Genomic DNA, 24,521 nt, shown 5'->3' on the forward strand with positions numbered 1-24,521 from the left:
GGTGCGGTCGTCAGCCGACGTCGAAGAGGTTCGGCAGCCCGAGGCGGTACCGGGTGCGGTCGTGCCGCTTCAGCGGCTCGAACTCCGGTGCCCGGTACAGCGGGGTGACCGTGCATCGTTCGGCGGCCGAACCGACGCTGTCCAGAAGGGCGTTGACGGCCTGGCGGGCCGAGGTGTTGGCGCCCTCCATGGTGGCCAGGTCGATGGGTACGGACACGTAGTCGCCGGACAGGAAGAGGTTGGGGATCCTCGTGGCGGACCGCGGGCGCAGATGGAAGGTCCCCACCGGGTGGATGAGCAGCTGTTCCTCGTTGACCGGGGCCGGGGTGCCGAGCCCGTCCACGGCCGGGTCCAGGAACCAGGAGTGCAGCACGGAGTCCTTCAGGACCGTACGGCCGCTGTCGTTGAGTGCCGCCTTCAGCTGGGCCCACACCTCGCGGGCGACCTCGGCGCGCGTGCACTGCTTGGCCGTCTTCCCGTACAGGATGCCCGGCCGGTCCCATTCGGAGACGTCCACGGACAGGCAGTCCGCGACCGTGCCGTCGCCGAAGTCCGCGGGGAAGTCGTGGCCCGGCCAGTGCTGGGCCTGCGCGATCGCGGTCAGCGACCAGGGGGAGTCGATGAGGTCGAGGTGGCCGTGCAGGATCGGTGTGCGTTCCGTCAGATAGAACTGGATGCCGGTCATCCAGTCCGTCTCCAGCCGGTCGCACGCGGCCAGTTGGGGGTCGGCGGCGCGCACGGCGGCGTTCCAGGTGCGGCGGGCGTGCTCCACCGGCATGGCCGAGATGTAGTGGTCGGCGGTGACGGTCCGGCGGACGCCGCCCGGGTCCTTCACGACGGCGCCGGCCACCCGGCCCGCGTCCATGGTCAGGTCCTGCACGGTCCAGCCGATGCGGAACTCGACACCGAGCGACCGCAGATGGGTCGCCCAGGGGTCGATCCACGCCTCGTTGGTGGGCGCGTTGAGGATCCGGTCCAGAGGACCGTCCGCGCCCCGCCCGAGGAGGTTGAAGGCGAACGCCTCCAGCAGGGTGCCGACCGTGCGGGTGCTGGCCTCCTCCGCCTTGGTGGCCACGATGTTCCGGGTGATGCCGACGGCGAGGATCCGCTGGTAGTCGTACGACATGCGTCCCGCGCGCACGAACTCCCACCAGGGCGTCCGCTCCCAGGAGTTGTCGCGTCGCTCCTCGCAGCTGGTGAGGAAGACCAGCAGGCGGTTGGCGAAGTAGAGGGCCTCGTGGAGGGGCAGGCGGAGGGCGGTGTCCAGGAACGAGGTGAGGGCGCGGCGGATCTCGTCGGGGGTGAGTTCGGCCGGGGTGGTGCCGGGCCAGGGGAGCGGGATCCGGATGTCCTCACGGCCGCCGGACCGTGCGAACAGCATCTCCTTGGGGGCGACGAGGTTGTCGTGGACGCCATGGGTGTTGCCGGGGAAGGGGATGCGCCGCATGGTGTCGGGCAGGTTGTGGTAGATGCCGGGGATGAAGCGGAAACCGTGCTCCCCGGGCAGCGGCGCGCGGCCGCCCTTGCCGCTGTCGGGCACGTCCATGCTGCGGGCCTTGCCGCCGAGCGCCTTGCGTTCGTAGACCGTGACCCGGAAGCCCCGTTCGGCGAGTTCGTGCGCGGCGGTGAGCCCGGCGACGCCTCCGCCCAGGACGGCCACGGTTCCTGCGGCCGAGCTGTCCTGTGCCGCTGCCCGCCCGGGGCCGCCGAGGCCGATCCCGCCGCCGGCGGCCGCCGCCGTGCCCAGGAACCCTCTGCGCGTGGTGCCGCCCATCGCTCCCCCTTACCGTCGGTAAGTACCGGCGCACGAGGATAGGAGCGACACACCGATCCCGGAAGGCGACCGACGCGACCGGGGTCACTTTGGCTTGATGCCGCATCACGTGGCCCACAGTCGCCGGGGTGCGCCCGCCACAGCTGCCCGGGTGCGCCCGAGACACCCCCCGGGCGCGCCTTCTCAGCCCACGCGGATCACCATGAACGTCTCACCGTCCCTGGGCGGCCGCCTCCAGGTGCGCGTGACGAACGTGTGCAGCCGCCCGTGCACGAGGGCGTGACGGGGAAGACGGACACCGAACTCCCGGCTCAGGGCTTCCAGGAGCGGCCGTTCCGCCTCGGCGGGGTCCGCCCCGTCGCCGAAGAACGGACCGGGGTCCAGTGCCCGGGGTATCGCCCCGCTCGACCGGACCTCTCCGTGCGTGTACGTGAAGGCGTACTCCTCCGCGCCGTCTCGCGCCACCGAGAGGTGGAAGAACGGTTCACCGTGCCAGCACCTCAGGCCGCTCCACACCACCACCGCTCGGGTGCCCGCACTCGCGGCGGCGGCCGGGGAGACGAACCGCTGCCGGTCGAAGTGGTCGGCGTCGCCGTCGAAGGCGAAACACCAGCCGTCGCCGGCCCGGCCCACCGCCATGAGAGGCCGGTCGTCGTAGGACGAGAACTCCCTCCGGCCCTCCAGCGACCAGCGGCGCGCCTCCCCGAGGGTCATGGGGTCGTTCAGCGTCGTACCGTGCCCGTCCGCGAGGCGCCCGGGCAGGTCCTCCGGCTCCACCCCTTCCACCAGGACGAACCGGTACGACGTGCGGTTGTTGCCCGGGTCGGGCTCCGCGAGCCACGTCAGGTCGCCCGGGTCGAGTGCGGTGACGGCCGTGCTCGGCGCCTCGCCCGTGTGCCCGCCCCGGGGGGTCGACAGCAGCTCGCGACCCCGCTCCGGGGTCAGCAGCGGCCCGAGCACGGGATCGGCCACCCATCCCAGCGGCGCCAGGTGGTCCGGCCCCAGCGGCTCCCACAGGGGCAGCGCCCGCATCAGCGTCCGCCAGGCGCCGTCCGTGTCACCCCATCGCGCCAGCTTCCGCGCCCGTCCGACCGCTTCCCCGAACGGCCCGGCCGGCGCGTACCGGTACGTGCCCTCGCGCACCGCGGCCAGCGTCGCGTAGGCCAGGGACACCAGATCCTCGCTCGCGCCCCGCAGATGGAACGTCAGCGTGGAGTCGTCCCGGTAGGTGTGCTCCGCGTACTCGGCGACGAGCGGTGGCAGCAGCTCCGGGGCGTACGCGGGGTCCGTCACCAGGCCGTCGAAGTACACCAGGGTCTCTCCGAGCAGGAGGCGTATCTGGTCGCCCAGCCCGGCGGCCCTCGGCCTGCCGTAGTCCTTGGCCCGGTCCAGCGCCTCCCCGGCCTTCTCCCAGCCGCCGCGCAGTGCCTCGTTGCGGGCCTCGTCCACCAGGGCGTCCAGCTCGGCGGTCGTGGTGTTGGCGAACACCCGGTCCCCGTCGCTCCGTTCGTCGCGGTGGGCCCGCAGGCTGTGGAACTCGCGGTGCATGGCCTGCATGAACGCGAGGCAGTCGTCGTGCCGCTCGGGTGCCTCGGCCAGCCAGCTCGCCCAGGTGAACACGGCCCACTCACCGTTCTCGTCCACGTCCTCGGGGTCCATGAGGACGTGGACGGAATCGGACTCGACGTCGAGTTGCAGCCCGCGCCGCCAGATGTCCACCTCCTGGCGTTCCTCGGGCCCGGCGTCGTCGTCGAGATCCTCCTCGAACATCTCCGCGAGTCCCGACGCGTCGTCGTGCCAGCGCGCGTCCGCGGTCCCCGCCAGCCGCCACAGGAACCCGCCCGCGTGCCGCCAGCCGTCGCTCACCCGCAGGAACTCCCGGTACGACGGCGGCATCCGGCGGCCGAGCCGCTCCTCCATCGCCGCGATCCGCTCCTGCGACGCGGGCGGGAAGCCCAGCCACCGCGCCTGCCGCGCTGCCAGGTCGTCCTCGCCCCGGGTCTCGTCGTCCGGCGTGGCGTCCGCCCACTCCTCGCTCCACCTCAGCAGGAAGGGCCGCCAGTCGAATGCCGTGGTGTCCGTCATGCCTTCGATGCTGCCACCCGCCACTGACAGGGCGCGGCGCCGGAGGGCTCTGTCAGCCGGCGGACCGGGCGCAGGTGACGTCCGTGCCGGGCAGGCGGCCCGTGGCCAGGTAGGTGTTGACCGTGGTGTCGACACAGGAGTTGCCGAACACACCGTACACGGCGTGCTGGTCCGCGCCGCGCAGGGTGAGCAGGCGGGACGAGGGCCACATATGACGTACCGTCAGCGCGTTCCGGTGGACGGTACGGGGGTCGCCGGTCGCGTTGACGAGGAGCGCCGGCAGATCGCGGCGGATCGTCGTCGGGCGCTCGCGCGGCGGGGCCCAGAACGCGCACGGGCCGATGGTGTCGGTGACGGGACCGAACAACGGGTCCCGCTCACGGGCGCGTCGGACGTCGTGCCAGTACGTCTCCGGGGAACGCGGCGCGGACACGTCCCCGCACAGGATCGCCGTCTGGACGCTGCCGTAGGCGGAGCCGGACCCGGTCAGCAGGAAGTCGAGGGTCTCCGCCAGCCAGGGCGAGGGAGTGACCGTACGGCCGTCGGCGGCGCCGCGCATGTCCCTCATCGCCCGCGCGAGATCGGCGTAGGCGGCGTCGTTGTCCTGGGAGAGGCCGGAGAAGACGATGACGGGGACCAGGTGCTCGTCCACCCGGTGGCCGCCGATCGCCAGCGGGGTGCGTGCGGAGGCGGTCAGGGTCCGGTCCACGGTCGCCAGCACCGCGCCCCTGGTCCGGCCCAGGCCGTAGGTGGTGTCGCGGGCCGCCGCCCAAGTGGCCCAGCCTTCGAGGGCGTGCCGGTTGGCCGGCGCCGTGCCGCGCAGCAGCCGTGGGTGGTAGCGGCCCGGGTCGACCAGGCCGTCCAGGACGACGCGGTCGGTGCGGCCGGGGAACATCGTGGCGTACACCTGGCCGAGGTAGGTGCCGTACGAGTAACCGAGGTAGGAGATCCGGCGCTCACCGAGCGCCGCGCGGACGATGTCCATGTCGCGCGCGGTGTTCCGGGTGGTGACGTACGGCAGGACGTCCCCCTGGGTCCTCGCGCACCGGTCGGCGAGTTCTTTCGCGAACCCCGCCGCGCGGTCGAATCCCGCACGGTCCGCCCCCGCGCCGCGGATGAAGGAACCGGTGGGCCAGTGGCAGTCCAGCGGCGTGCTGCGGCCGACGAAACGGGGATCGACGCCGACCACGTCGTACCGTTCACCGACCTCCTTCATCGTGGAGCGTATCCACGGCGGGTCGCCGATGGTCTGTCCGCCGGGGCCGCCGCCGTTGAGCAGCAGGGCGCCCACGCGATGCGCCGTGTCGGTGGCCCGGATCCGGGAGATCGCGACGGTGATCGTACGGCCTTCCGGACGGGCGTGGTCGAGGGGGACGGTGACGTCGGCGCACCGGGCGCCCGCCCGCTGGAGTTCCGTGCCCGTCTCGTCGTCGGGTCCCAGCACACAGCTCTTCCAGTCGAGTCGCTGGTCGTGGTAGCGGGCCAGGGCGGCGGCCGTCGCGGGGGCGGGTTCCGCCGCGGCGGGTGCCGGGGGGACGGCGAGGGCGGCGGTCAGGCACAGAGCGGCCCCTGCCGCGATGCGGGACACCCGTCGGCGCGTGCCTGGCGTGGTGGTGGAGGCCGTCGTCGTGGCGGTTGTCGTCGTGGCGGCCGTGGTCGTGGCGCCGGGGGTGGCCGGGGCGGTCATGCGGTGGTCCTTTCGGAAGGCAGGCTCTCGCAGAGGGCGGCGTCGACGAGGTCCAGGAACGCGGACTCGGCCGGGATCGAGGCGGGAATCTCGTTCAGGGCGACGGCGACGCTCCGTCCGCCGGGACCGACGGCGACCAGGGCCCGATGGCCGCCGGGCACCGTCCCCGCGTGTCCCCACCACGTCCCGCCGCAGGACAGCGGTGTCGAGATCAGGCCCAGCCCGTAGCGGGCGCCGGGCCAGAGCCGGTCGGCGTCGACCTCCACCGTCCGCCGCATCTCGGCGAGTTGGGCGGCGGGCAGCAGACGCCCGTCGAACAGGGCGGTGGCGAACCGGGTCAGGTCGCCCGGTGAGGAGACCAGGGCGCCGCCGACGCCGCCGAAGGTCATGTTCCAGGCGGTGCCGTCGACGCGCCGGCCGCCCTCGTCGGTGAAGTAGCTGCGGGAGTGCGCGCCTCGGACGTGTGTCCCGTCGCCGGGCCAGTAGGTGTCGCGCAGCCCGAGGGGCCCGATGATGCGGCGGGTGATCTCCGCCTCGGGGGTGCGGCCGGTGACCTCGCGGACGATCATGCCGAGCACGAGGTAGTTGGTGGTGGCGTAGTGCCAGCTGCCTTGCGGGCGCGGCAGTTCGAGCGCGCGCTCGACGAGGTCGCGGGGCTCGAAGTGCCGGAACCGCTGCCGTTCGAGATGTTCCCATTCCGGAGCGTCGAGGTAGTCGGGCAGCCCACTGGTGTGCCGCAGGAGGTCGCGTACGGTGACCGGACGGCGGTCGTGACCGACCCCGTCGAGCAGATCGGGCAGATAACGGTCGACGGGGGCGTCCAGCGAGAGGCGGTGCTCGGCGGCCAGCCGCAGGACGAGGGCCGCGGTGAACGTCTTGGTCACGCTGCCGACGCGCAGCCGGTCGGTGGTGTTCATCGGGCGTCCGGTGCGCCGGTCGGCCGTGCCGGCGGTCTTTGCCCAACGTCCGCAGGGACGGCCCGCGGTGGGGTCGGTCACCAGGACCGCGGCACCGGTGATGCCATGGCGGTCGGTGAGGTCGCGCAGTAATCGGCTGGTCCGGTCGTGTGTGCCGCAGTCCACGGCGGGGCGTGGGGCGGGCGTCTGTGCGGTCGCCGTCGGGCCGGTGGCCAGGACGACGGCCGTCATCAGGGCCGCCAGAACCGGGCGCCTGCCGGTCCGGTAGGTGGTCGGGAAGGTGAGCATGCTCCCTCACGGTAGGGACGGTACGGCCGGTGATCACTCCGGCAGGCAGGTGCGTGCGAGGTGACGCCGGCCCGAGCCGAAAGCGGGAGCGGACCTCATGGACGGGTGGGGCCGGCTGCTGGTAAGGGCGAGCGTGGAGCGGTGGTTCCTCGGGTGGCCCTCCCCGCGCGTGTACCGGTGCCGCCGGGTGTCGGTGGCGGCCGGGTTGTCGGTGCGCGCGGTCTCGGCGGTCGGGGCTGCCGTCGTGCCGGGCGTACGGCGGGTGACGGGACAGGCGCACGCCCAGCGGTTCGGTCTGGCCGGAGCCGGAGCCGGAGCCGGAGCCGGAGCCCGGGCCTGGGCCTGGGCCGGAGGGGAGGAGCGGGCGGCGCGGGTGCCTGGACCAGGGCGCGATCGCGAGGTTAGGGTGACCTAACTTATTGGGATCCGGGGTGGTGGCCACCGCCGGACGTTCGTCATGGGGGTCGGCCTTGTCGCGCGCGATCGACAGCACCGCCGGAGACGGGCCGAAGGCCGGGGCGGGGGCCGAGGCCGAGGCCGAGGTCGGGGTCGGGGTCGGGGCCGAGGGGGGTGGGCCCGGTATCGAGGAAGGATGGGTCGGGCTGCGGTCGCGCGGCGAGCTGCGTGAACTGCTCGGGGAACCCTGGCCGGTGGTCATCGAGAAGGTCCACGACCGGCTCACCGACCAGGACCGGGACATCCTGGCTCGCTCGCCCTTCTGTCTGCTGGCCACCTCCGGCGCGCGGGGCGACTGCGACGTCTCCCCGCGCGGGGACGCGCCGGGATTCACGCACGTGCTCACCCCTGGTGTGATCGCGCTGCCCGACCGGCCGGGGAACCGGCGGGGCGACAGCTTCCACAACATCCTCGACAACCCGCACGCGGGCCTGCTGTATCTGATCCCCGGCAGCAAACAGGTCCTGCGGATCAACGGCCGGGCCCGCATCCTCACCGACGCGCCCTTCTTCGACGCGATGGCGCTGGCGGGTCGCCGCCCCGCGCTGGCCCTGGTGCTGGAGATCGACGAGATCTATCTGCACTGCCCGCAGTCGCTGCGCCGCTCGGGGCTCTGGGATCCGGCGTCGTGGCGGACCGAATGACCGTGCGGCGGGCGGGAGTTCGCGGATGGGGGAAGCCTGCGCAGGGGTTCGCCGGGGGTGCCCGAGGTGCCGCCAATGACGGGGAAATTAGGTTAGGCTAACCTTCTCTTCGTGAGATCTGGTGAGGAAGCAGCCGCCATGCCGCGGCTCCGCGGTCACGCACTGTCGGCCACGGGCGTGACCGTGTCGTACGACGGCGTGGACGTCGTGCACGACGTCGCGATCGGACTGCGGCCCGGTGAGGTGACCGCCCTGGTCGGTCCCAACGGCAGCGGGAAGTCGACGCTGCTGCGGACGGTCGCCCGGTTGCAGCGGGCCCGCCGCGCCGCGCTCACGATCGACACCGACACCGACGGTCTCGCCCTGACGGCACGCGAGTTCGCGCGGCACGTGGCCCTGCTGACCCAGGGGCGGCCCACTCCCGGCGGACTGACCGTGCGTGACGTCGTCGAGTTCGGCCGGTACCCCTACCGGGGCCGCTTCGGCCGCCGGGACCCGGACGCGACGGCCGCGGTCGACCGGGCGCTCGCGCTGACCGGCGTCACGGACCTCGCCGAGCGCGGCGCCGACCACCTGTCCGGTGGGCAGTTGCAGCGGGTGTGGCTCGCCTGCTGTCTCGCCCAGGAGACCGGCGTGCTCCTGCTGGACGAGCCCACGACCTATCTCGACCTGCGCTACCAGGTCGAACTCCTCGACCTGGTCCGCGACCTGGCGGACGACCACGGGATCGCCGTGGGCGTCGTGCTGCACGACCTCGACCAGGCGGCCGCCGTCGCCGACCGGATCACACTCCTCGAAGCGGGCCGGATCGTCGCCGAGGGCCGCCCCGAGGACGTCCTGACGCCGGAACGGCTGACCGCCGTCTACGGCATCCGCATCGACGTCGACACCGATCCCCTCACCGGCCGGCTGCGCACCCGCCCGATCGGCCGTCACCACACCCGGCGCCCCCGCCCCACCGACCCTCCACCCGCTGGCTCTCCACCCGCCGGCTCTCCACCCGCCGGCTCTCCACCCGCCGGCTCTCCACCCGCCGGCTCTCCACCCGCCGGCTCTCCACCCGTCGGCTCTCCACCCGTCGGCTCTCCACCCGCCGACCCGCGGCCCCTCCCGGACGGCGACCGGGAGACCTCCGGCAACACCCGTAATAACCGTAATACCCGTGACGCCCGAAACTCACGGAACGCCCCAAGCGAAAGGCTCGGCTCCACCTCATGAGACGTCTCCTGCTCACCGCGGCCACCACCACCGCGGCGCTCACCCTCGCCGCGTGCGGCACCACCGAGCCTGCCGCCGACGACTCCGCGAAGCAGCCCTCCGAGGCCATCACCCTCACCGACTCCCAGGGCAAGAAGGTCGAACTCGACGGCCCGGCCACCAAGGTCGTCGCCACCGAGTGGAACGAGGTCGAGTTCCTCCTCACGCTCGGCGTCGACCCGGTCGGCGTCGCCGACGTCAAGGGCTACAAGACCTGGGACCAGGCCGTCCCGTTGAAGAACGAGCCCAAGGACATCGGCACACGCGGCGAGCCGAGCATGGACACCATCGCCGCCCTCTCGCCCGACCTCATCGTGGCCTCCTCCGACCTGCCGCCCGCCGCCGTGAAGCAACTGCGGAAGATCGCCCCCGTGCTGGGCATCACGTCCGCGGACGCCTCCGACCAGATCGGGCAGATGCTGGAGAACCTCGACCTCATCGCCGAGGCCACCGGCACCACCGACCGGGCCGGGGCGGTGCGCAAGAGTTTCGAGGCGAAGGTCGCCGAGGGCAGGAAGGCCCTCGCCGACGCCGGTCTCGACGGCGCTGGGTTCGCCTTCGCCGACGGCTACGTCACCTCCAACCAGGTCTCCCTGCGCCCCTACACGAGTGGCTCGCTCATCGGCGCCGTCAACGAGCGGATCGGCCTGAAGAACGCCTGGAAGGTGAAGGGCGACGCCGCCTACGGCCTCGGCACCACCGACGTCGAGGGTCTCACCGACCTGCCGAAGGACGTCCGGTTCGCCTACATCGGCAACGACGAGGACGACACCAGCACGCCCTTCACCGGCGCGCTGGCGAAGAACGCCGTATGGACCTCTCTGCCGTTCGTGAAGGCCGGCCAGGTGCACCGACTGCCCGACGGCATCTGGATGTTCGGCGGCCCCGAGTCCATGGAGGCGTACGTCGACGCCGTCGTCGACGCGCTGACGAAGTAACCGACCGGGCGACGACCCCACCCGACACGCGACACCCGACACCCGACACCCGACACGCGACACGCGACACGCGACACCCGACGCGCGACGCAGCGACCACGACGACAGGACGACGAACGACAGCCATGGCCGTCACCGCCCAGCCCCCCGCCCCCCGTCCGTCGACGGCCGCCGGCCGACCGCCGGTCACCGCGACCCGGACGGGCGCGGCCGCGGTGACGGCCGGCCTCGCCGTCCTGGTGGCCGTCCTCGCGGTCGTCGACCTCACCCAGGGCACCGCCGCCGTCGGACCCGCCGAGGTGGTCAAGGCCGTGACCGGGCGGTCCGGTCCGGGCGACGCGTCCGTCGTGATCGCCTCCCGGCTGCCGCGCGCGGCAGCCGGCGTCCTCGTCGGTGTCGTCCTCGGTGTGGCGGGGGCCGTGCTGCAGGCCGTGAGCCGCAATGTGCTCGCCGCGCCCGACACCCTCGCGGTGAACGCCGGCGCCTACCTCGCGCTCGGTGTCGTCGCCGTCACCGGTGTCTCCCTGCCGCTGCTCGCCTCGTCCGGCGTCGCCTTCGCCGGCGGCCTGCTGGCGGCGGCCGTGGTCCTCGCCCTCTCCGGGCTCGGCACGGGCACCGTACGGCTGGTCCTCGCCGGCACCGCCCTCATGCTGGGCCTGAACTCCCTGACGGAAGGTCTGCTGCTGTTGTATCCGCAGCGGACCGAGGGCCTCTACCGGTGGAACCAGGGCAGCATCGGGCAGAACGGCTTCGACGGTGTCGTGCAGATGCTGCCCGTCGTGGCGGTCGGGCTCGTCGGCCTGTGGCTGACGGCCCGCCGGATCGACGCGCTCGCCCTCGGCGACGACGCCGCGCGAGGGCTGGGCGTCCCCGTCCGCGCGACCCGCGTCACGGTGGTCGTCCTGGCGACACTGCTGTCGGCAGCGGCCGTCACGCTCGCCGGGCCCGTCGGCTTCGTCGGGCTGTGCGCACCCGCGCTGGTACGCCCCCTCGCCCGCCGCTTCCGTGGCCTCGCCCGCACCCGGGGGTCCCTGCCCGTCGCCGGTCTGGTGGGTGCCGGACTGGTGCTCGGGTCGGACGTACTGCTGCGGGCCCTGGTCCCCTCCGGCACGGCGGTCGCCGTGCCCACCGGTGTGGTGACCAGCCTGGTCGGCGCCGTGTTCCTGGTGGTGATGGCCCTGCGGCTGCGGGACACCGCCGGAGCCGAGCCACCGGACCGGCTGCGCATCCCCGGCCGTACGGCGTTCCTGGTCACCGTGGCCGTCCTGGTCGCCGTGACCGTCGGCGTCGTGGTCGCGGGCGTCCTGCTGGGCGACAGCAAACTGCTGCTCGGCGACGTCGCCAACTGGGCCCAGGGGCGGGCCGGCCGGACTGTGTCCTTCGTGCTCGACACCCGGGTGCCCCGCGTCCTCGCGGCCCTGTGCGCGGGTGCGGCCCTTGCCCTGGCAGGCACGCTGGTGCAGGCCGTGACCCGCAATCCGCTCGCGGAACCGGGCGTCCTGGGCGTCTCCGGCGGGGCGGCGCTGGGCGCCGTGCTGCTGGTCACCACCGTGCCGGTCGCCGGTGGCTGGAGCGTCGCGGGTGCCGCGTTCGCGGGCGCCGCCCTCGCCTCCGCGGTCGTCTTCGGGCTGGCGGCCCGGGGCGGCTACCAGCAGAACCGGCTGGTCCTCGTCGGCATCGGCGTGGCCGCCGGCACCACGGCACTGATCAGCCTGCTCATCGTGCTCACCGACCCGTTCAACGCCACCAAGGCACTGACCTGGCTGTCGGGTTCGACGTACGGGCGGACCCTGCCGGACGTGCTGCCCGTCGCGTGCGTGCTGGCGCTGGGCCTCGCCGTCGCGCTGTCCCGCCGGACCGAACTCGACCTCGTCTCCCTGGACGAGTACACCCCGCGGCTCCTCGGGCTGCGGCTGTCCCGGGCCAGACTCGGGTTCCTCGTGGTGGGCGTGCTGCTCAGCGCGACCGCCGTCGCCTCGGCCGGCACCATCGGTTTCGTGGGGCTCGTCGCGCCGCACGCCGCACGTGCCCTCGTGGGCCGGCGGCACGTGCGGGTCGTCCCGGTGGCCGTCCTGCTCGGTGCCTGCCTCGTCTGTGCGGCCGACCTCCTGGGCCGTACGGTGATCGCCCCGGCCCAGCTGGGCGCCGGCCTGATGACGGCGGTGATCGGCACGCCGTACTTCCTCCGTCTGCTGCTACGGACGCGACGGTAGAGCGGGCGACCGCGGGGCCGGCACCACACGTCCCGTCGACCGATCGCCTGTCGGCACCCGTCCCGTCAGTACCCGTTCCGTCAGCGCCCGTCCCGTCAGTACCCGTCCGTCGGCACGCGCTGGTTCACCGTCGGTGCGACGCGTGCATATTCGATCGCGTGAACGGATCTTGCCCGGCACAATCGGCGCATGCCGACCGCCGCCGAGGAGCTGCTCGCCGCCCTCGAACCCCTGCCGTTCCCCGCCCGGCTGACCCTGACGGCGCGGACCGCACGCCGGCTCGCGGACGCCGGGTCGCTCGCCCCGTTCCTGACCGAGCTGGACGGACACGGACCCCACGAGCGGCGGCTCGCGGCGCTGGCGGCGCTCGTCGGACGGGACGCCGGGTTCCTCGCGGCCCGGCTGGCCGACCCGGACCCGGTGGTCGCCGGTTACGCCCGGCGCGCCGTGCGCGAACTGCCCGTCCCGGACGAGGCGGTGGAGGCGGCCTACGACGACGCGCCTGCCGTGCTGCGGCAGCGGCTGGCCCGGCTGCTCGCCTCCGGAGGCCGCACCGCGCTCGCCGAACGGCTGGTGGCGCGCCTGCGCGCGGAATGGGGTGACGCCGAGGCCGCGCGGCTGCTGCCGGCCTGCTCCACCCCGTTCGTGGCACGGGAGTTGCCCGCGCTGTCCCACGCCGTCGACGGCTGGACGCGGCTCGCCGTCCGGCACCCCGACCCGGTCCTGGACCACGCCGAGCGGGCCCTGGCCGACCGGGCCGGTGTGCAGCGGCGGGACGAGTGGTGGCGCGTGCACGCCACCACGGTCGCGGCCCTCGCGCCACGGCGCCCCGAGCGGGTGCTCACCCTGCTGGAGCGGTACGGCCCCGGCAGTCCGCCGCGCGTGCTCGTCAGGGCGCTCGGCCCCCTGGCCGACGCCGACGCCGAACGCGTGATCGCGTGGATCGCCGCCCCCGGCCGGCGGGCACAGCGCCACGAGCCGCTGCCCCCGCCCGGGGTGGTGCGCCGGCTGGTGCGGGCCGAGCCCGCGTCGCTGATCGCGCTGGGCCGCCACTGGCTCCACCGCGGTCCCCACTTCGCCTCGCTGGTGAACGCCTTGGCACCCGGCCGGCGTGCCGCGTTCGTGGACGCGGTCGCCGTGGGGGTGCGGAACGGGGACGTGGCGCTCGGCGCCCTCGCCCTGCTGCCCCGGGAGCGCCGCTGGGCGGAGGTCCGCCGTGCCCTGGCCGAGTCCGACGGCACCGGCTACTGGTGGGAGGACCTGGACACCCTCTCCCACGGTCCCTTCGACGAGGCGCGCGCCGAGCTGGTCGCCGCCCTCGGGCGGCCCGACGCGGACGACCGGGCCACGGCCTGGCCGCTGTTCGTGACCTGCGCCGCCCTCGACGGGAGCCGGGAGGCGGTCTCCGACCTGCTGACCGTCGCCGGACGCCGTCTGCGCAACGACCGTGACCCGGTCCGCGCCGCCGCGCTCGGCGCGCTCGCCGAGACGCCTCCGCGCGTCTTCGGGCCCGAGCACGTCCCGCTGCTGGACGCGCTCGCCACCGATGCCCTGGAGGCGCGGGACGCCTCGGTGGACACGACGACGGCCCTGCGCACCCTCGCCGTACGCCTGTTCGTCGAGCACGCCACCGACGGCGAGGCGGAGCTGCGGGACTGCGCCCTGCGCGTCCTGGAACGCCTCACCCGCCGCGTCGGCGTACCCGACCTCGGCCCGCTCCACCGCGTCCTGCGGCGCGGCCAGGAGCGGGAGCTGTTCGACGCCCTGCGCCCCTGGCTCGACGCCGGGGCGGACCGGGCCGACTTCCGGCTGCTCCTGGCCCTGGCCGCCGCCCTCGGACCACGCGCCCGGCGGCTGCCCGCACTGCAGGACTGCCTGGCCACGGCTCTGGAGCGCGGCGACGACGACACCTTCCGGGCGGCCGCCGCGCTGTGGCTGGCCGCACCGCGGACCCGCGACGAACGGGTCGCAAGGATCGTCGCCCTGGAACCGTCGTCGGTCGTGCTCCCGCCCGTGCGACGCGTGCTGGCCCGGCGGCGCACCGATCTGCTGGGCCCCCTCCTCGACGCGTCCCCGCCGTACGGGCGCTTCCTGCCGGACGGGGCCCGGTGCCCCCTGCCCGACCTCGACGACAGTTACCGCTGGCTGCCCCGTCAGCAGCGGGCCGCGGTCCGGCGGGCCGGGCGGGCGGTCGCGGACGACTCGCTCCCGCTCGACGAGCGGGCCGCCCTGATCCGGGGCGCGGCCGCGGTCCCCGAGTTCGGGCGGGCCCTGGCGCTCGCGCACACCGACGACCCGGAGGTGGTCGTCGCCGAGGCCGCGCTCGGCGCGCTGCCCCGGGCCGACCGCCCCCAGGACACCCTCGCGACACTGCTGGAACACGCGGGCGGCGACCGGGCCAGGGTCGCCGTGTACGCGGCGGCACGCGCCGCCCGCTTCACCTCGCCCTCCGAACTCGCCCTGGCCCTGGGCGCGTTGCTGACCGGTGAGCGCCCCGCGAAGGTCACCGCCCGGAAGGAGGCCGTACGCCTCGCGGCCCGCTTCCTGCCGCCCCGGCAGGCGGTCTCCCTGCTGGCGAGCACCTTCCACGCCCCCGACCGGCACCCGGACGTCCGGGCCGCCGTCGTCCGCGCCCTGCCGCCGCTGCTCGGTGATCCGCAGGCATGGCGACTGCTCGACGAGGTCGCCGACGACGACGCCAGGACCGTCCACGACGCCCTCCTGGCCGTCAGCCCCTGGGAGTTGGCCGAGGCGCACCGCCGCGCGTACGCCACCGTGATCCTCGGCACCTACGGCGCGGCCCTCGCGCGCAGCGAGGGCTACGCGGGTGGCTACGCCGTGCTGCGCGCCCTGGGGGTGTGGTGCCGCCACGCCCCCGAACTGGCCGTGCGGATCGCCGGGATCGTCCGTGATCTCACGGACCGGACGCACTGGCGGTCCGCCGAAGGGGTGCTGCGTGAGCTGGCCGCCTCCGAACTGCCGCACCCCGTGGGCGGTGCCGCGCCGGGCAGCGTCCTGCACGACACGGTGGCCGCGCTGCTGGCCGCGCTGCACACGCCGGAGGGCGGCGCCGACGCGCTCCCGGACCGGGACCTTCCGGCACTGCAGCGACTGCGGAGCCTGGCCTCGTTCGCCTACGTCGAGGGAGTACGGCCCGAGCTGCTGGAGGCGGTCGCGGACCAGCTGGCGCCGGAACCCCTGCTCGTGGCCGAACGCGCCCAACTGCTGGCCCAGTCGGCCGATCACACCCTGGAGCCGGATGTGCTGCTGGAACGGCTGCGGCACCTGGCGGCGTCCCTGGAGGGCACGGGGGTCACCACCGCGGTCCACACGGCAGGCCGCCTGCGGACGTTCTCCCCGCACCACGCGCATCCGCGCGCCGCCGAGGCCCTGCTGACCGCCGCCGACCGGTTCGCCCACGACGGCGGGGCGGCGCAGGGCCTGCTGGCGACCGGTCTGGTGCGGACCACGGGCAGCGCTCTCGGATGGCCCGAGGAGTGGCGCGCGCTGCTGCGCCTGCTGCGCCGCCACCCCCACGCCGACGTCCGGCACGAGGCGTACACGATCCTGACGGACAGCGAATGACCGCCCGAGCCGATGCCTGCGCCGGGTCCGGCTAGCCGGGGGCACCCGCCCCGTCCGCGACGGCCGGCTTACGGAGCAGGAGCAGTGCCGCGTCGTCGTGGAGCCGGCCCCCCACGTGGGTGAGCAGTTCGTCGTGGAGCGCCGAGAGGGTGTGGGCCGGCTCGTCGGACACATGGCGGGCCAGGCGCTCGGCGAGCGGATAGAACGCGCGGTCGCGGTCGCGGGCCTCGGTGACACCGTCGGTGTAGAGCAGCAGCTGATCCTCGTCCCCGAAGGGCAGGGTCCGCAGTCCGGGTGTCTCACCCGTGAGCGCGCGCAGCCCCAGCGGCGGGGCCGGACAGTCGGGCTCCACCGGTACGACGTCCGAGCCGCGCACCAGCAGCGGGGGCGCGTGCCCGCAGTTGACCAGCTCCAGGATGCCCGGCCGGGGGTGCCCGGCGACGACGGCGGTCACGAAGTCGTCGCTGCGGAGGTTGCGGGCCAGGCTCCGCTCGATCCGGTCGACGACGGCGAGGAGGTCGGGCTCCTCGTACGCGGCCTCGCGGAAGACGCCGAGCACCAGGGCGGCGATCCCGACGGCGGGCAGCCCCTTGCCGCGCACGTCGCCGACGATCAGCCGTACCCCGTACGGGGTGGGGATGAGGGCGTACAGGTCGCCGCCGATGCGGGCCTCGGCCGCCGCGGCGCTGTAGCGGACGGCCACCTGGAACGGGCCGACGGTCGCCGGTACCGGCTGGAGCAGCGCGTGCTGGGCGGCCTCGGCGACCGAGCGGACCGCCGCGAGCACCCGCTCGCGCCGGCCGCGCAGGGCACCGGCCAGGGCGCTCGCGAGGGAGACGGCGACGAGCGCGGACAGCACGGCGGCCAGCTCCCTGGCCGGTGCGCCGTCCCGCACGCCGAGCATCGTGCCCAGCACTCCGGCGAGCAGGCCGACACAGAGCACGCCGCGCGGCCCGCCGGTGGTGGCGGCCAGCGCGGGCCCCGCGGCGAGCAGCGGCAGCCAGGTCAGCCCGGGGCCGCCGACCAGGCCGACGAAGACGATCACGGAGACGATCAGCACGGGCAGAGCGGGTGTACCGGAGGCCAGCTGTGTGGCGACCCGCTGGCGGGCCGCCCTGCCCGTGCCGGACGCGAGCGTCCGGGACGGGCGGGTCGGCATCGGCCTGTGGTCGCCGCCAAGCTCTCGGGTGTGACTCATGTATCGCCCGCGATCCTCACCTGTGCGCGGAGCCCCCGGCTCCTGAATTGTCCGTTTTAAACAGGAAAGGGGATCTGTGCGGGCGCCACAAGGACATGGATTTCAGATAGTGAGCGACAGGCCCCTGGTCACCCGGCTCGCGATCGGAAGAAGCCGGGCCCGGACCTCCGGCAGCCGGGAGAGCCGGTCCGCACGCAGCGACACGCCGAGCGAGCCGAGCGTGTCCCCGCTGTAGACGGGCACCGCGATGCAGACCGTGCCGAGGGCGTACTCCTCCAGGTCCGTGACGGCCGGGGCCACGGGGGAGGAGTCCAGCCGCCGGAGCAGCTCCGGGGCGTCGGTGATGGTCCGCGGGGTGAGGTCGGCCAGGTGGTGCCGGGACAGGTAGTCCCTGCGGGCGTCCGCGTCCAGCTCGCGCAGCACCGACTTGCCGAGCGCCGTGGCGTGCCCGGCGTCCTCGAAACCCACCCAGAGATCGACCCGGGGTGCCCGAGGGCTGTCCACGATCTCGGCGACCCGGATCTCGCCGTCCTCGTAGAAGGTGAGGTAGGCGGCGCTGGCCAGCTCGTCCCGCAGCGCGGCGAGCGTCGGTCGGACCCGGCTGAGCAGCGCCTGACCCCGTCCGGTGGTGTGCAGCGCCTGCACCTTGTCGCCGAGGACGAAGCCGCCGTCGGCCAGTTTGCGCAGGTAGCCGTCGTGGACCAGGGTCCGCAGCAGGTGATAGGCGGTGGCCAGCGGCAGTCCGGTCTCGCGGGCCAGCTGCTTCGCCGGCGCGCCGTTCTCGTGCGCGCTCACCGCCTCCAGCAGGCGGAAGGCGCGCTGGACGGACGTGATGAGCGTGGGGCCGGGGCCGTCGTGCTCAGCCATAGGACCAGCGTGCGCCGGTAGCGCGGACCGGGCAAGCGCCGCCCTCCCCGCGCGGCGTCGGCGCTCGGCCCCGGGCCGTCACCCCGCCTTGCGCCCGGTCGCCCGGACCCGTTCCGGTACGCGGACGGACTCCATGACGAAGCCGCTGCGCACCCGCGCCGGCATCCGCGTCAGCGGGATCCGCAGGTCCTGAGGGGGCACGGCGTACTCCAGCCGGGCCAGCCGCGGCCCCAGGGTCCGCAGCAGCGCGACGGTGACGTCCTCGCCGGGGCAGCGATGACCGGTCGCCCGGTCGCCGCCGCCCTGCGGTACCAGGTCGTCGCGGCCGGGAGGGCGCTCCAGGAACCGCTGGGGTTCGAAGGTGTACGGAAGGTCCCACCGGCCGGGATCGTGGTTCTGCCCGTACAGGTCGAGCAGGACCAGGGCGCCCGCCGGGATCGGCTCGCCCCTCCACTCCAGGTCGGTGACGGCCCGCCCGCCGACGAACGGGGCGAACGGGTAGAAGCGCCGCACCTCGTGGGCGAACGCCACCGCGTACTCCGGATCGGCCTCGGCCAGCCGTTCCCGTACGTCGGGCCTGAGGTGCAGCGCGTGCCCGGCGTAGGCGACGAACCAGCACACGGCGACGGTGGGACGGATCAGGTTGAGCAGTTCGACCGCGGCGGTGTGCGGGTCCAGGGGCAGGCCGTCGGCGTCCTCGTGCCGGGCCACGACGTCCAGCGCCGAGCCGGCGGGCGCCGTGGCGGCGCCCTCGCGGACGTCCGACACCAGACGTGCCAGCCACGCCTCACGGCGGCCGCGGGCGCGGCGGGCCCGCCGGTGCCGGGGCCCCGGCGAGGCGAAGCCGTCGACCATGGCGACGAGGTCGGCGGCCGGGGCCGCGCCGTCGGCGTCACGGTCGTGCAGGGGAATCCCGGCCCACCGGCAGACGCCCAGGGCGAGCACCCGGCTCGCCTCGTCGAACAGGACGACCGAGGGCCGGTGCGGCCAGGACGCCTCGGCCGCGTCCCAGGCCCTGGTGACATGCTCCACCAGGCCGGCCACGGCCTTCGGACCGGTGAGCAGGGACAGGAACAGGTCCTTGCGCACGCGATGCGGCGGCCCGTCCAGCGTGTGCACGGCGCCCTGACCGAAGAGGGTGCCGAGCACCGGGCCGGGCAGCGCCGAGGCCCGTTCCACATGCCGTTCGTCGTAGAAGAACCGCACGGCCTCGGGGCCCCGCAGCGCCACGGCGGGCCGGCCCGTCAGCCGGGCCCGGACCAGCGGACCCGTGGTGCGGCGCCGGCGGTCGGGCAGCCAGGTGTAGCCCCTGACCAGCAACGAGAGCGAACTGTCGACGAGCGGGGTGCGGCGACTGGGCATCATGCCCACCCGGGTGCCCGCCCGGCCTCCCCGGTAACCCGGCGACGCGGCGCGCCGACCGGGTCCGCAGGTGTCACACCGGGGGAACCCGGTACTCCGCAGACGACAGCAATCAGCCGACGTCCCCGGAGGCGATCATGACCGACGAGAACATGGCGGACGACGCCTACCAGCCCACCGGCGGCAACGAGGAGCAGGAGGACGCCTCGCCGCTGGACCTCCAGGACGCGCTCGACGAGCGCACCTACGACGACATCCTGGACGAGGGCTACTCACCGCCCGAGAAGCCCCTGGGCGTCACCCGGAGCGGCACCACGGCGGCCGAGCAGCACGAGGGGGAGTCCCTGGACGACCGGCTGCGGCAGGAGGTCCCCGACGTGGAGGTGCCGCCCGGCGACGGGATCGGCGACCTGCCGGGCGGCGAGGGCGAACCGGTGGACCCGGAGGCCGGCACGGACCGCGCGGGCCGCCTGGTCGCTCCCGACGAGGGCGTGCGGACGGACACCACCAAGGAACTCGTCGCCGAGGACGAGGGCATCGACGGCGGCGCGGCCGGCGCCGAGGAGGCGGCGATGCACGTCGTCCCGGACGACCGGCTGCCCTGACCGGGGCAATCGAGGGCGGGGGCCGACCGGAGAACGGGAGGTCGCGAGGACCGGCCGGGCGGGCGGGTGGCCGGGTGGGCGGCCGGGTGAGCCGGGCCGGCGGGCCGGGTGGTCGGGCCGGACCGGGAGATTCCGGGCCCGTACGGCGGCCGCGCCGCATACGGCGGCTCCCGGTCGGCGTGCGGCATGACCGGCGGCGGATCCCTCGCCTCCGCCCTCGACGGCATCCACGGCGCTCTCGACCGGGCGAGGGCCCCGGCCGGGGCCGGGGCCGGGGTTGGGGCCGGGCCCACCGGCCGGAGCGGGTCGGGACACCCCCTCGCCACCCACCCGAAATACCGCTCCGCGCGGCGGACACCCCGCCGCCACCGCTGGACGCCGGGACGTGACGCGGATCACGTCCGGTCGAAAACCCGTCGCACGGGCCCCGCGTCTAGGGGGTGTGAGATCAGTCAGGAAGGCACCGGAGGAGCCGGACGAGGAGCGCCTCGTCCGGCTGGTGGCCCGGGGTGACCGCGCGGCGTTCGAGGAGCTGTACCGGCGCACCGCGCCATGGCTCGCGGTACGGCTGCGGCGCCGCTGCGCCGACGAGCAGATCGTCGCCGAGGTCATGCAGGAGACGTATCTGGCGGTGTGGCGCGCGGCGGGCGCGTTCGCCGGGGCCGCGGTCGGCGGGACCGCCGTCGGCTGGCTGTGGACCATCGCGGCGCGCCGTCTCGTCGACGCGTTCCGCCGCCGCGCCCACCACGCCGAACCGCCGCCGGCGGCCGCCGGGCAGCCCCTGGCGCCCGCGGCCGAGGAGGAGGCGCTCGCCGCGACCGTCGGCGGTGACGTCGGGGACGCGCTGCGGCGCCTCGCGCCCGAACTCAGACAGGTACTGCAGGCCATGGTGCTCGACGGGCTGTCCGTCCGGGAGACCTCGGTCCTGCTCGGCGTGCCCGAGGGCACGGTCAAGACCCGCGCCCGCCGGGCCCGGACCGAGATGCGGAGGGCCCTGGCATGAGCGTCGAACACGCCTCGACACGGATCATCGACGGTTACGCGCGCGGCGCCACCGACCTCGGTGCCGACGACGTATGGGCCCTGGAGGCCCATCTGGAGCGGTGCCGGGAGTGCCGTGACCGGCTCTCGGCCGCCGTGACGGCGACCGCGCCCGAGGTGACGGCCGTGGTCGGCACCGTCTGGTCCGCCCTCGAACCCCGGTTGGCCACCACCGCCACCATGCCCCGGCGCCGTCGCCGGTCGGCGCGGTCGGCCAGATGGCTGACGCCCACGACCGCGCCGTGGCTGGCCATGATCGCGAGCGTGACGCTGCTCGCGCTGCTGCTCGACGCCGCCGACACCGAGTCCGGCCCCGGCCAGGTGTCGCTGGTGCTGCTGCTGGCCCCCGTCCTGCCCGTGCTGGGCGTCGCGGCCTCGTGGTCACGGGGCCTGGACCCGGCGTACGAGCTGACCGCCTCCGCGCCCAGGGCCGGACTCCCGCTGGTGCTGCGGCGCACCGCGTCCGTGCTCGCCGTCGTCATCCCCGCCCTGCTGGCGGGCGGCTGGGCGACCGGGGTGACGGCTGCCCAATGGCTGCTGCCGTCCCTGGCGTTCACCTCGGCCACCCTGGCGCTCGGCGGAGTCGTCGGGGTGACCCGGGCCGCCGTCGCGCTGGTCGCGGTGTGGGCGGCCGTGGTCGTGGCACCGGCTCTGGCCACCAGCCGTACCCCCGTCACCCTGCAGACCGACGGTCTGCCCGTGTGGGGGCTGATCCTCACCCTAGGCATCGGTGTCGTGATCGCCCGCAGGGGCGCCTACACCGTGCTGGGAGCCCATCGATGAACGACCGGAAGGAACACCACGTGATGTCCGCGGTGAGCGCGGCCGACCTCGCACCGACGTCCTACGCCTGGGAGATCCGGGCCACGGGGCTGAAGGTGCGGGCAGGCAGGAAACGCATGGCGGTCGACGGACTCGACCTGTCGCTCGGCACCGGCGTGCACGGCCTGCTCGGACCCAACGGGGCCGGCAAGACCACCCTCATCCGGGCGCTGGCCACCGTGCTGCGCCCCGCCGGGGGAACCCTCGAACTGCTCGGCGAGTCCGCGGGTGGCCTCGGTGAACACCGGGCGCTGCGCCGCCGCATCGGCTACCTGCCGCAGGAGTTCGGCTACTACAAGCGGTTCACGGTACGCGAGTTCGTCGAGTACATGGCCTGGCTGAAGGAGGTCCCCGAGGCGGACATCCCCGCGGCGGTGCAACGGGCGGTCGAACGGGTGGGCCTCGCGGACCGCGCCGACGACCGGATGAAGTCCCTGTCGGGCGGCATGGTGCGACGCGTAGGGATCGCCCAGGCCATCGTCAACGACCCGGTGATCCTGCTCCTCGACGAGCCCACGGCCGGCCTGGACCCGGCCCAACGGCTGCGGTTCCGTCGGCTGTTGCAGGAGCTGGGCACGGACACCTGTGTGGTCGTCTCGACCCATCTGGTGGAGGACGTCGCCGCCGCCTGCACCGACGTGGTGCTCTTCGCCGAGGGCCGGCTGGTCTTCCAGGGAACCCCGGACGAGCTGGCCGCGGCGGGCGGACCCGACCACGTGGGCGACAGCCCGCTGGAGCGCGGCTACTCGGCGCTCCTGCTCGACCCCCGGCAGGAAAGGGGCTCCTGGTGAACACCCGCGTCCTGCGCACCGAGTTGAGACGCTCCGTCGCCCCCTGGGCCGGAGCCGTGACCCTGATCGTCTCCCTGGCGTTCCTCTACCTGCTGAGCGGCCCCTGGTGGAAGGGCACGGCCATGTGGACGGCCCAGTGGACGTCCATGGCCCTGTGGACCCGCTCCCTGCTGTTCCTGCTGTGGCCGCTCGCCCTGGCGCTCGGTGCCCTCCAGGGGCTGCGCGACCACCGTTCGAAGATGACGGAGCTGCTGACCAGCACACCGCGGCCCGCCCGGCACCGGGCGGCGACGACCGCGGGCGCGACGGCGATCACGCTGGTGTCGGCCTTCACGCTGATCGTCCTCCAGGGCGCGGTGCAGGTGGCCGGCGACACCTCGTACACGCATCTCGGCTGGCTGCCGATCTCGCTCGTCGCCGGACTCTCCCTCGTCGCGGGGTTCCTCCTCGGCATGGGGATCGGACGCAGCCTGCCCTCCCCGCTGGTCCCGCCCGCCCTGGCCGTGGCCGCGTTCGTGTTCCTCAACCTCCTGCGGATCTCGATGGACACGATGACGCCGGACGCCGCGCCACCCGGCCGGGCCACGCTGCTGTCGCCGGCGGTGGAGGACGTGCGCGACGTCTTCCTCACCCTCTCCGCCCGCGTCCACCTGGGCCAGACCGTCTGGCTGCTCGGCATGGCGGCGACCGGCTTCGCGCTGCTGCTCGCCGCGAACCGGCGCACCCGCCTGCTCGCCCTGACACCCGTCCTGGCGGGTGCGGTGATCGCCCTGCTGCTCTTTCCCGCGAACGCGCGCAAGGCGTACGTCGTCGACCAGGCCGCCGCGGCCCCCGTGTGCGACGGCCGGGTGTGCGTGGCGAAGGCGCACCAGGACCACCTCGCCGACCTCGCGAAGCCCGGGAAGAAGGCGCTCGGGCTGCTGCGGGACGCCCTCGGCGACCAGGCACCGACGTCCGTACGGGAGAGCACCGCTCCCCGGGCGCTCTTCGACCCGCCGGAGCGGTCCCGCACGGCCGTGCTCGTCGACTTCGACGACAGCGTCTTCGCGGAGGCGAAGGGGGAGGCGATGACCCGGGCCCTGCTCGGCCAGGGCATGCTGCCGGTCTGCTTCGCCCGCAGCGCCAACGAGAGCGGCACGCTCGGCGAGCTCGCGGCCCAGAGCGTCGCGGCCGGCTGGGTCCTCGGTGAACTGAAACCCTTCGACGGAGCCGTGCACGCGCCGAGGGAACAGCTGCGGGAGGCCCGCCCGGTGCTGCGGGAACTCAAGGCGCTGCCGTGGTCGGAACAGGTCGCACGGGTCAAGGCGGCGCACTCCGCCGCCGTCTCCTGCAAGGGCGACCCGCTCGACGTACTGGACGGCGGTGGGTCCCGGTGAGATGGCTGACGCTGTACGCCCGCTCCCGGCAGGTGCCGGTCTCCCTCGCCGCGCTGGTGATCGGCACGGCGCTGGTGTGGACCTTCGCCCGGGACGGCGGCGGGGGGCCGGGCGATCCGAAGGTGCCCGTGTTCGTCCTCGTCACCGGGGTGGTGGCCGCCTCCATCGGGCTCGGCGGGCAGGATCTCGCGCTGGACCGCACGGCCGCGATCTCCTGGCGGCGCCGCCGGGCGGCACACGTCCTGCTCATCGGGGTGGTCGCGGGCACCGCGCTCCTCACGGCGCGGACGATCGGCGGGGACTCCTGGGTCACGACCGCGTTCGTCGTCCGCGACAGCGCCGGCCTGACGGGCCTGGCCGCCCTCGGGGCGGTGCTGTTCGGGGCGCGGTACGCGTGGACCCCGCCGATGGCCTGGCTGTCCTACAGCGTCCTCGCCCCGCCCCCGACCGGCCTGCCCACGCGGGCGGCGAGCTGGATGCTCCTCGCGCCCGGCACCCCGGCGGCCACCTGGACGGCCCTGACCCTCGCGCTCACCGGCACGGCGGCGTACGCCCTCGCGGGCCCGAGGCGGTAGCGGTTGCGGCGGCGGGGCCGCCCGCTCCGTCGGACGGCCG

At 74.6% G+C, this 24,521-nt stretch carries 17 protein-coding genes and 1 pseudogene; 11 read left to right on the forward strand and 7 right to left on the reverse strand.

Annotation, left to right across the window (positions count from 1 at the left end; translation table 11 throughout):
* Positions 1 to 10 precede the first annotated feature (10 nt).
* From PYR72_RS41220 to PYR72_RS41235, 4 genes are all read right to left on the reverse strand, one after another.
* Complete coding sequence (locus PYR72_RS41220; protein ID WP_275460021.1) at positions 11 to 1,774, reverse strand: FAD-dependent oxidoreductase; 1,764 nt, start codon at positions 1,772 to 1,774, stop codon at positions 11 to 13.
* Positions 1,775 to 1,957: 183 nt separating this feature from the next.
* Complete coding sequence (locus PYR72_RS41225; RefSeq protein WP_275460022.1) at positions 1,958 to 3,859, reverse strand: SMI1/KNR4 family protein; 1,902 nt, start codon at positions 3,857 to 3,859, stop codon at positions 1,958 to 1,960.
* A gap of 52 nt (positions 3,860 to 3,911) precedes the next feature.
* Entirely contained in the window at positions 3,912 to 5,546 is a 1,635-nt protein-coding gene (locus tag PYR72_RS41230) for an alpha/beta fold hydrolase (RefSeq protein WP_275460023.1), read from the reverse strand.
* Positions 5,543 to 6,751 carry a serine hydrolase domain-containing protein gene (locus PYR72_RS41235; RefSeq protein WP_275460024.1) on the reverse strand — a complete coding sequence of 403 codons (1,209 nt, stop codon included), beginning with the start codon at positions 6,749 to 6,751 and terminating at the stop codon, positions 5,543 to 5,545. The genes PYR72_RS41230 and PYR72_RS41235 overlap by 4 nt, the downstream gene beginning before the upstream one ends.
* 581 nt (positions 6,752 to 7,332) lie before the next feature.
* Here PYR72_RS41235 and PYR72_RS41240 point away from each other — a divergent pair.
* From PYR72_RS41240 to PYR72_RS41260, 5 genes and pseudogenes are all read left to right on the forward strand, one after another.
* Positions 7,333 to 7,851, forward strand: a complete 519-nt coding sequence (locus PYR72_RS41240) for an MSMEG_1061 family FMN-dependent PPOX-type flavoprotein (RefSeq protein WP_275460652.1) — start codon at positions 7,333 to 7,335, stop codon at positions 7,849 to 7,851.
* 111 nt (positions 7,852 to 7,962) lie between these two features.
* Positions 7,963 to 8,805, forward strand: a pseudogene (locus PYR72_RS41245) (ABC transporter ATP-binding protein); the annotation flags it as partial.
* 260 nt (positions 8,806 to 9,065) lie between these two features.
* On the forward strand, positions 9,066 to 10,046 hold the full coding sequence (locus PYR72_RS41250) for an iron-siderophore ABC transporter substrate-binding protein (protein ID WP_275460025.1): 981 nt from the start codon (positions 9,066 to 9,068) through the stop codon (positions 10,044 to 10,046).
* Positions 10,047 to 10,171: 125 nt separating this feature from the next.
* Positions 10,172 to 12,259, forward strand: coding sequence for an iron ABC transporter permease (locus PYR72_RS41255; protein ID WP_275460026.1), 2,088 nt, complete (start codon positions 10,172 to 10,174; stop codon positions 12,257 to 12,259).
* Between the two features lie 189 nt (positions 12,260 to 12,448).
* Positions 12,449 to 15,844: a hypothetical protein gene (locus PYR72_RS41260; RefSeq protein ID WP_275460027.1), complete on the forward strand. Its 3,396-nt coding sequence runs from the start codon at positions 12,449 to 12,451 to the stop codon at positions 15,842 to 15,844.
* Positions 15,845 to 15,875: 31 nt separating this feature from the next.
* On the opposite strand, the gene PYR72_RS41265 is transcribed toward PYR72_RS41260, so the two are convergent.
* The 3 genes from PYR72_RS41265 to PYR72_RS41275 all read right to left on the reverse strand — a co-directional run bounded on the left by PYR72_RS41265 (position 15,876) and on the right by PYR72_RS41275 (position 19,274).
* Complete coding sequence (locus tag PYR72_RS41265; RefSeq protein ID WP_275460028.1) at positions 15,876 to 17,042, reverse strand: PP2C family protein-serine/threonine phosphatase; 1,167 nt, start codon at positions 17,040 to 17,042, stop codon at positions 15,876 to 15,878.
* 102 nt (positions 17,043 to 17,144) lie between these two features.
* Complete coding sequence (locus PYR72_RS41270; RefSeq protein ID WP_275460029.1) at positions 17,145 to 17,909, reverse strand: IclR family transcriptional regulator C-terminal domain-containing protein; 765 nt, start codon at positions 17,907 to 17,909, stop codon at positions 17,145 to 17,147.
* A gap of 78 nt (positions 17,910 to 17,987) precedes the next feature.
* Complete coding sequence (locus tag PYR72_RS41275; RefSeq protein ID WP_275460030.1) at positions 17,988 to 19,274, reverse strand: cytochrome P450; 1,287 nt, start codon at positions 19,272 to 19,274, stop codon at positions 17,988 to 17,990.
* A gap of 134 nt (positions 19,275 to 19,408) precedes the next feature.
* Between PYR72_RS41275 and PYR72_RS41280 the strand changes: the two genes are divergently transcribed.
* From PYR72_RS41280 to PYR72_RS41305, 6 genes are all read left to right on the forward strand, one after another.
* Entirely contained in the window at positions 19,409 to 19,876 is a 468-nt protein-coding gene (locus PYR72_RS41280) for a DUF5709 domain-containing protein (RefSeq protein ID WP_013005472.1), read from the forward strand.
* Between the two features lie 442 nt (positions 19,877 to 20,318).
* Entirely contained in the window at positions 20,319 to 20,879 is a 561-nt protein-coding gene (locus PYR72_RS41285; RefSeq protein ID WP_275460031.1) for an RNA polymerase sigma factor, read from the forward strand.
* Entirely contained in the window at positions 20,876 to 21,700 is an 825-nt protein-coding gene (locus PYR72_RS41290) for a zf-HC2 domain-containing protein (protein ID WP_275460032.1), read from the forward strand. Before PYR72_RS41285 ends, PYR72_RS41290 begins: the two co-directional genes overlap by 4 nt.
* Positions 21,697 to 22,530, forward strand: coding sequence for an ABC transporter ATP-binding protein (locus tag PYR72_RS41295; RefSeq protein WP_275460033.1), 834 nt, complete (start codon positions 21,697 to 21,699; stop codon positions 22,528 to 22,530). Before PYR72_RS41290 ends, PYR72_RS41295 begins: the two co-directional genes overlap by 4 nt.
* Positions 22,527 to 23,906, forward strand: coding sequence for a hypothetical protein (locus tag PYR72_RS41300; RefSeq protein ID WP_275460034.1), 1,380 nt, complete (start codon positions 22,527 to 22,529; stop codon positions 23,904 to 23,906). The genes PYR72_RS41295 and PYR72_RS41300 overlap by 4 nt, the downstream gene beginning before the upstream one ends.
* On the forward strand, positions 23,903 to 24,481 hold the full coding sequence (locus PYR72_RS41305; RefSeq protein ID WP_275460035.1) for a hypothetical protein: 579 nt from the start codon (positions 23,903 to 23,905) through the stop codon (positions 24,479 to 24,481). The genes PYR72_RS41300 and PYR72_RS41305 overlap by 4 nt, the downstream gene beginning before the upstream one ends.
* Positions 24,482 to 24,521 lie beyond the last annotated feature (40 nt).

Source organism: Streptomyces sp. VNUA24 (genome assembly GCF_029167005.1).
Classification (GTDB): Bacteria; Actinomycetota; Actinomycetes; order Streptomycetales; family Streptomycetaceae; genus Streptomyces; species Streptomyces scabiei.

What these genes read in the sequence shown, in the direction of transcription:
- PYR72_RS41270 (WP_275460029.1), bottom strand. Translation starts at nt 17,909, where the DNA reads ATGGCTGAGCACGACGGCCCCGGCCCCACGCTCATCACGTCCGTCCAG.
- PYR72_RS41295 (WP_275460033.1), top strand. Translation starts at nt 21,697, where the DNA reads ATGAACGACCGGAAGGAACACCACGTGATGTCCGCGGTGAGCGCGGCC.
- PYR72_RS41225 (WP_275460022.1), bottom strand. Translation starts at nt 3,859, where the DNA reads ATGACGGACACCACGGCATTCGACTGGCGGCCCTTCCTGCTGAGGTGG.
- PYR72_RS41220 (WP_275460021.1), bottom strand. Translation starts at nt 1,774, where the DNA reads ATGGGCGGCACCACGCGCAGAGGGTTCCTGGGCACGGCGGCGGCCGCC.
- PYR72_RS41235 (WP_275460024.1), bottom strand. Translation starts at nt 6,751, where the DNA reads ATGCTCACCTTCCCGACCACCTACCGGACCGGCAGGCGCCCGGTTCTG.
- PYR72_RS41255 (WP_275460026.1), top strand. Translation starts at nt 10,172, where the DNA reads ATGGCCGTCACCGCCCAGCCCCCCGCCCCCCGTCCGTCGACGGCCGCC.
- PYR72_RS41280 (WP_013005472.1), top strand. Translation starts at nt 19,409, where the DNA reads ATGACCGACGAGAACATGGCGGACGACGCCTACCAGCCCACCGGCGGC.
- PYR72_RS41265 (WP_275460028.1), bottom strand. Translation starts at nt 17,042, where the DNA reads ATGAGTCACACCCGAGAGCTTGGCGGCGACCACAGGCCGATGCCGACC.
- PYR72_RS41230 (WP_275460023.1), bottom strand. Translation starts at nt 5,546, where the DNA reads ATGACCGCCCCGGCCACCCCCGGCGCCACGACCACGGCCGCCACGACG.
- PYR72_RS41260 (WP_275460027.1), top strand. Translation starts at nt 12,449, where the DNA reads ATGCCGACCGCCGCCGAGGAGCTGCTCGCCGCCCTCGAACCCCTGCCG.
- PYR72_RS41250 (WP_275460025.1), top strand. Translation starts at nt 9,066, where the DNA reads ATGAGACGTCTCCTGCTCACCGCGGCCACCACCACCGCGGCGCTCACC.
- PYR72_RS41275 (WP_275460030.1), bottom strand. Translation starts at nt 19,274, where the DNA reads ATGATGCCCAGTCGCCGCACCCCGCTCGTCGACAGTTCGCTCTCGTTG.
- PYR72_RS41290 (WP_275460032.1), top strand. Translation starts at nt 20,876, where the DNA reads ATGAGCGTCGAACACGCCTCGACACGGATCATCGACGGTTACGCGCGC.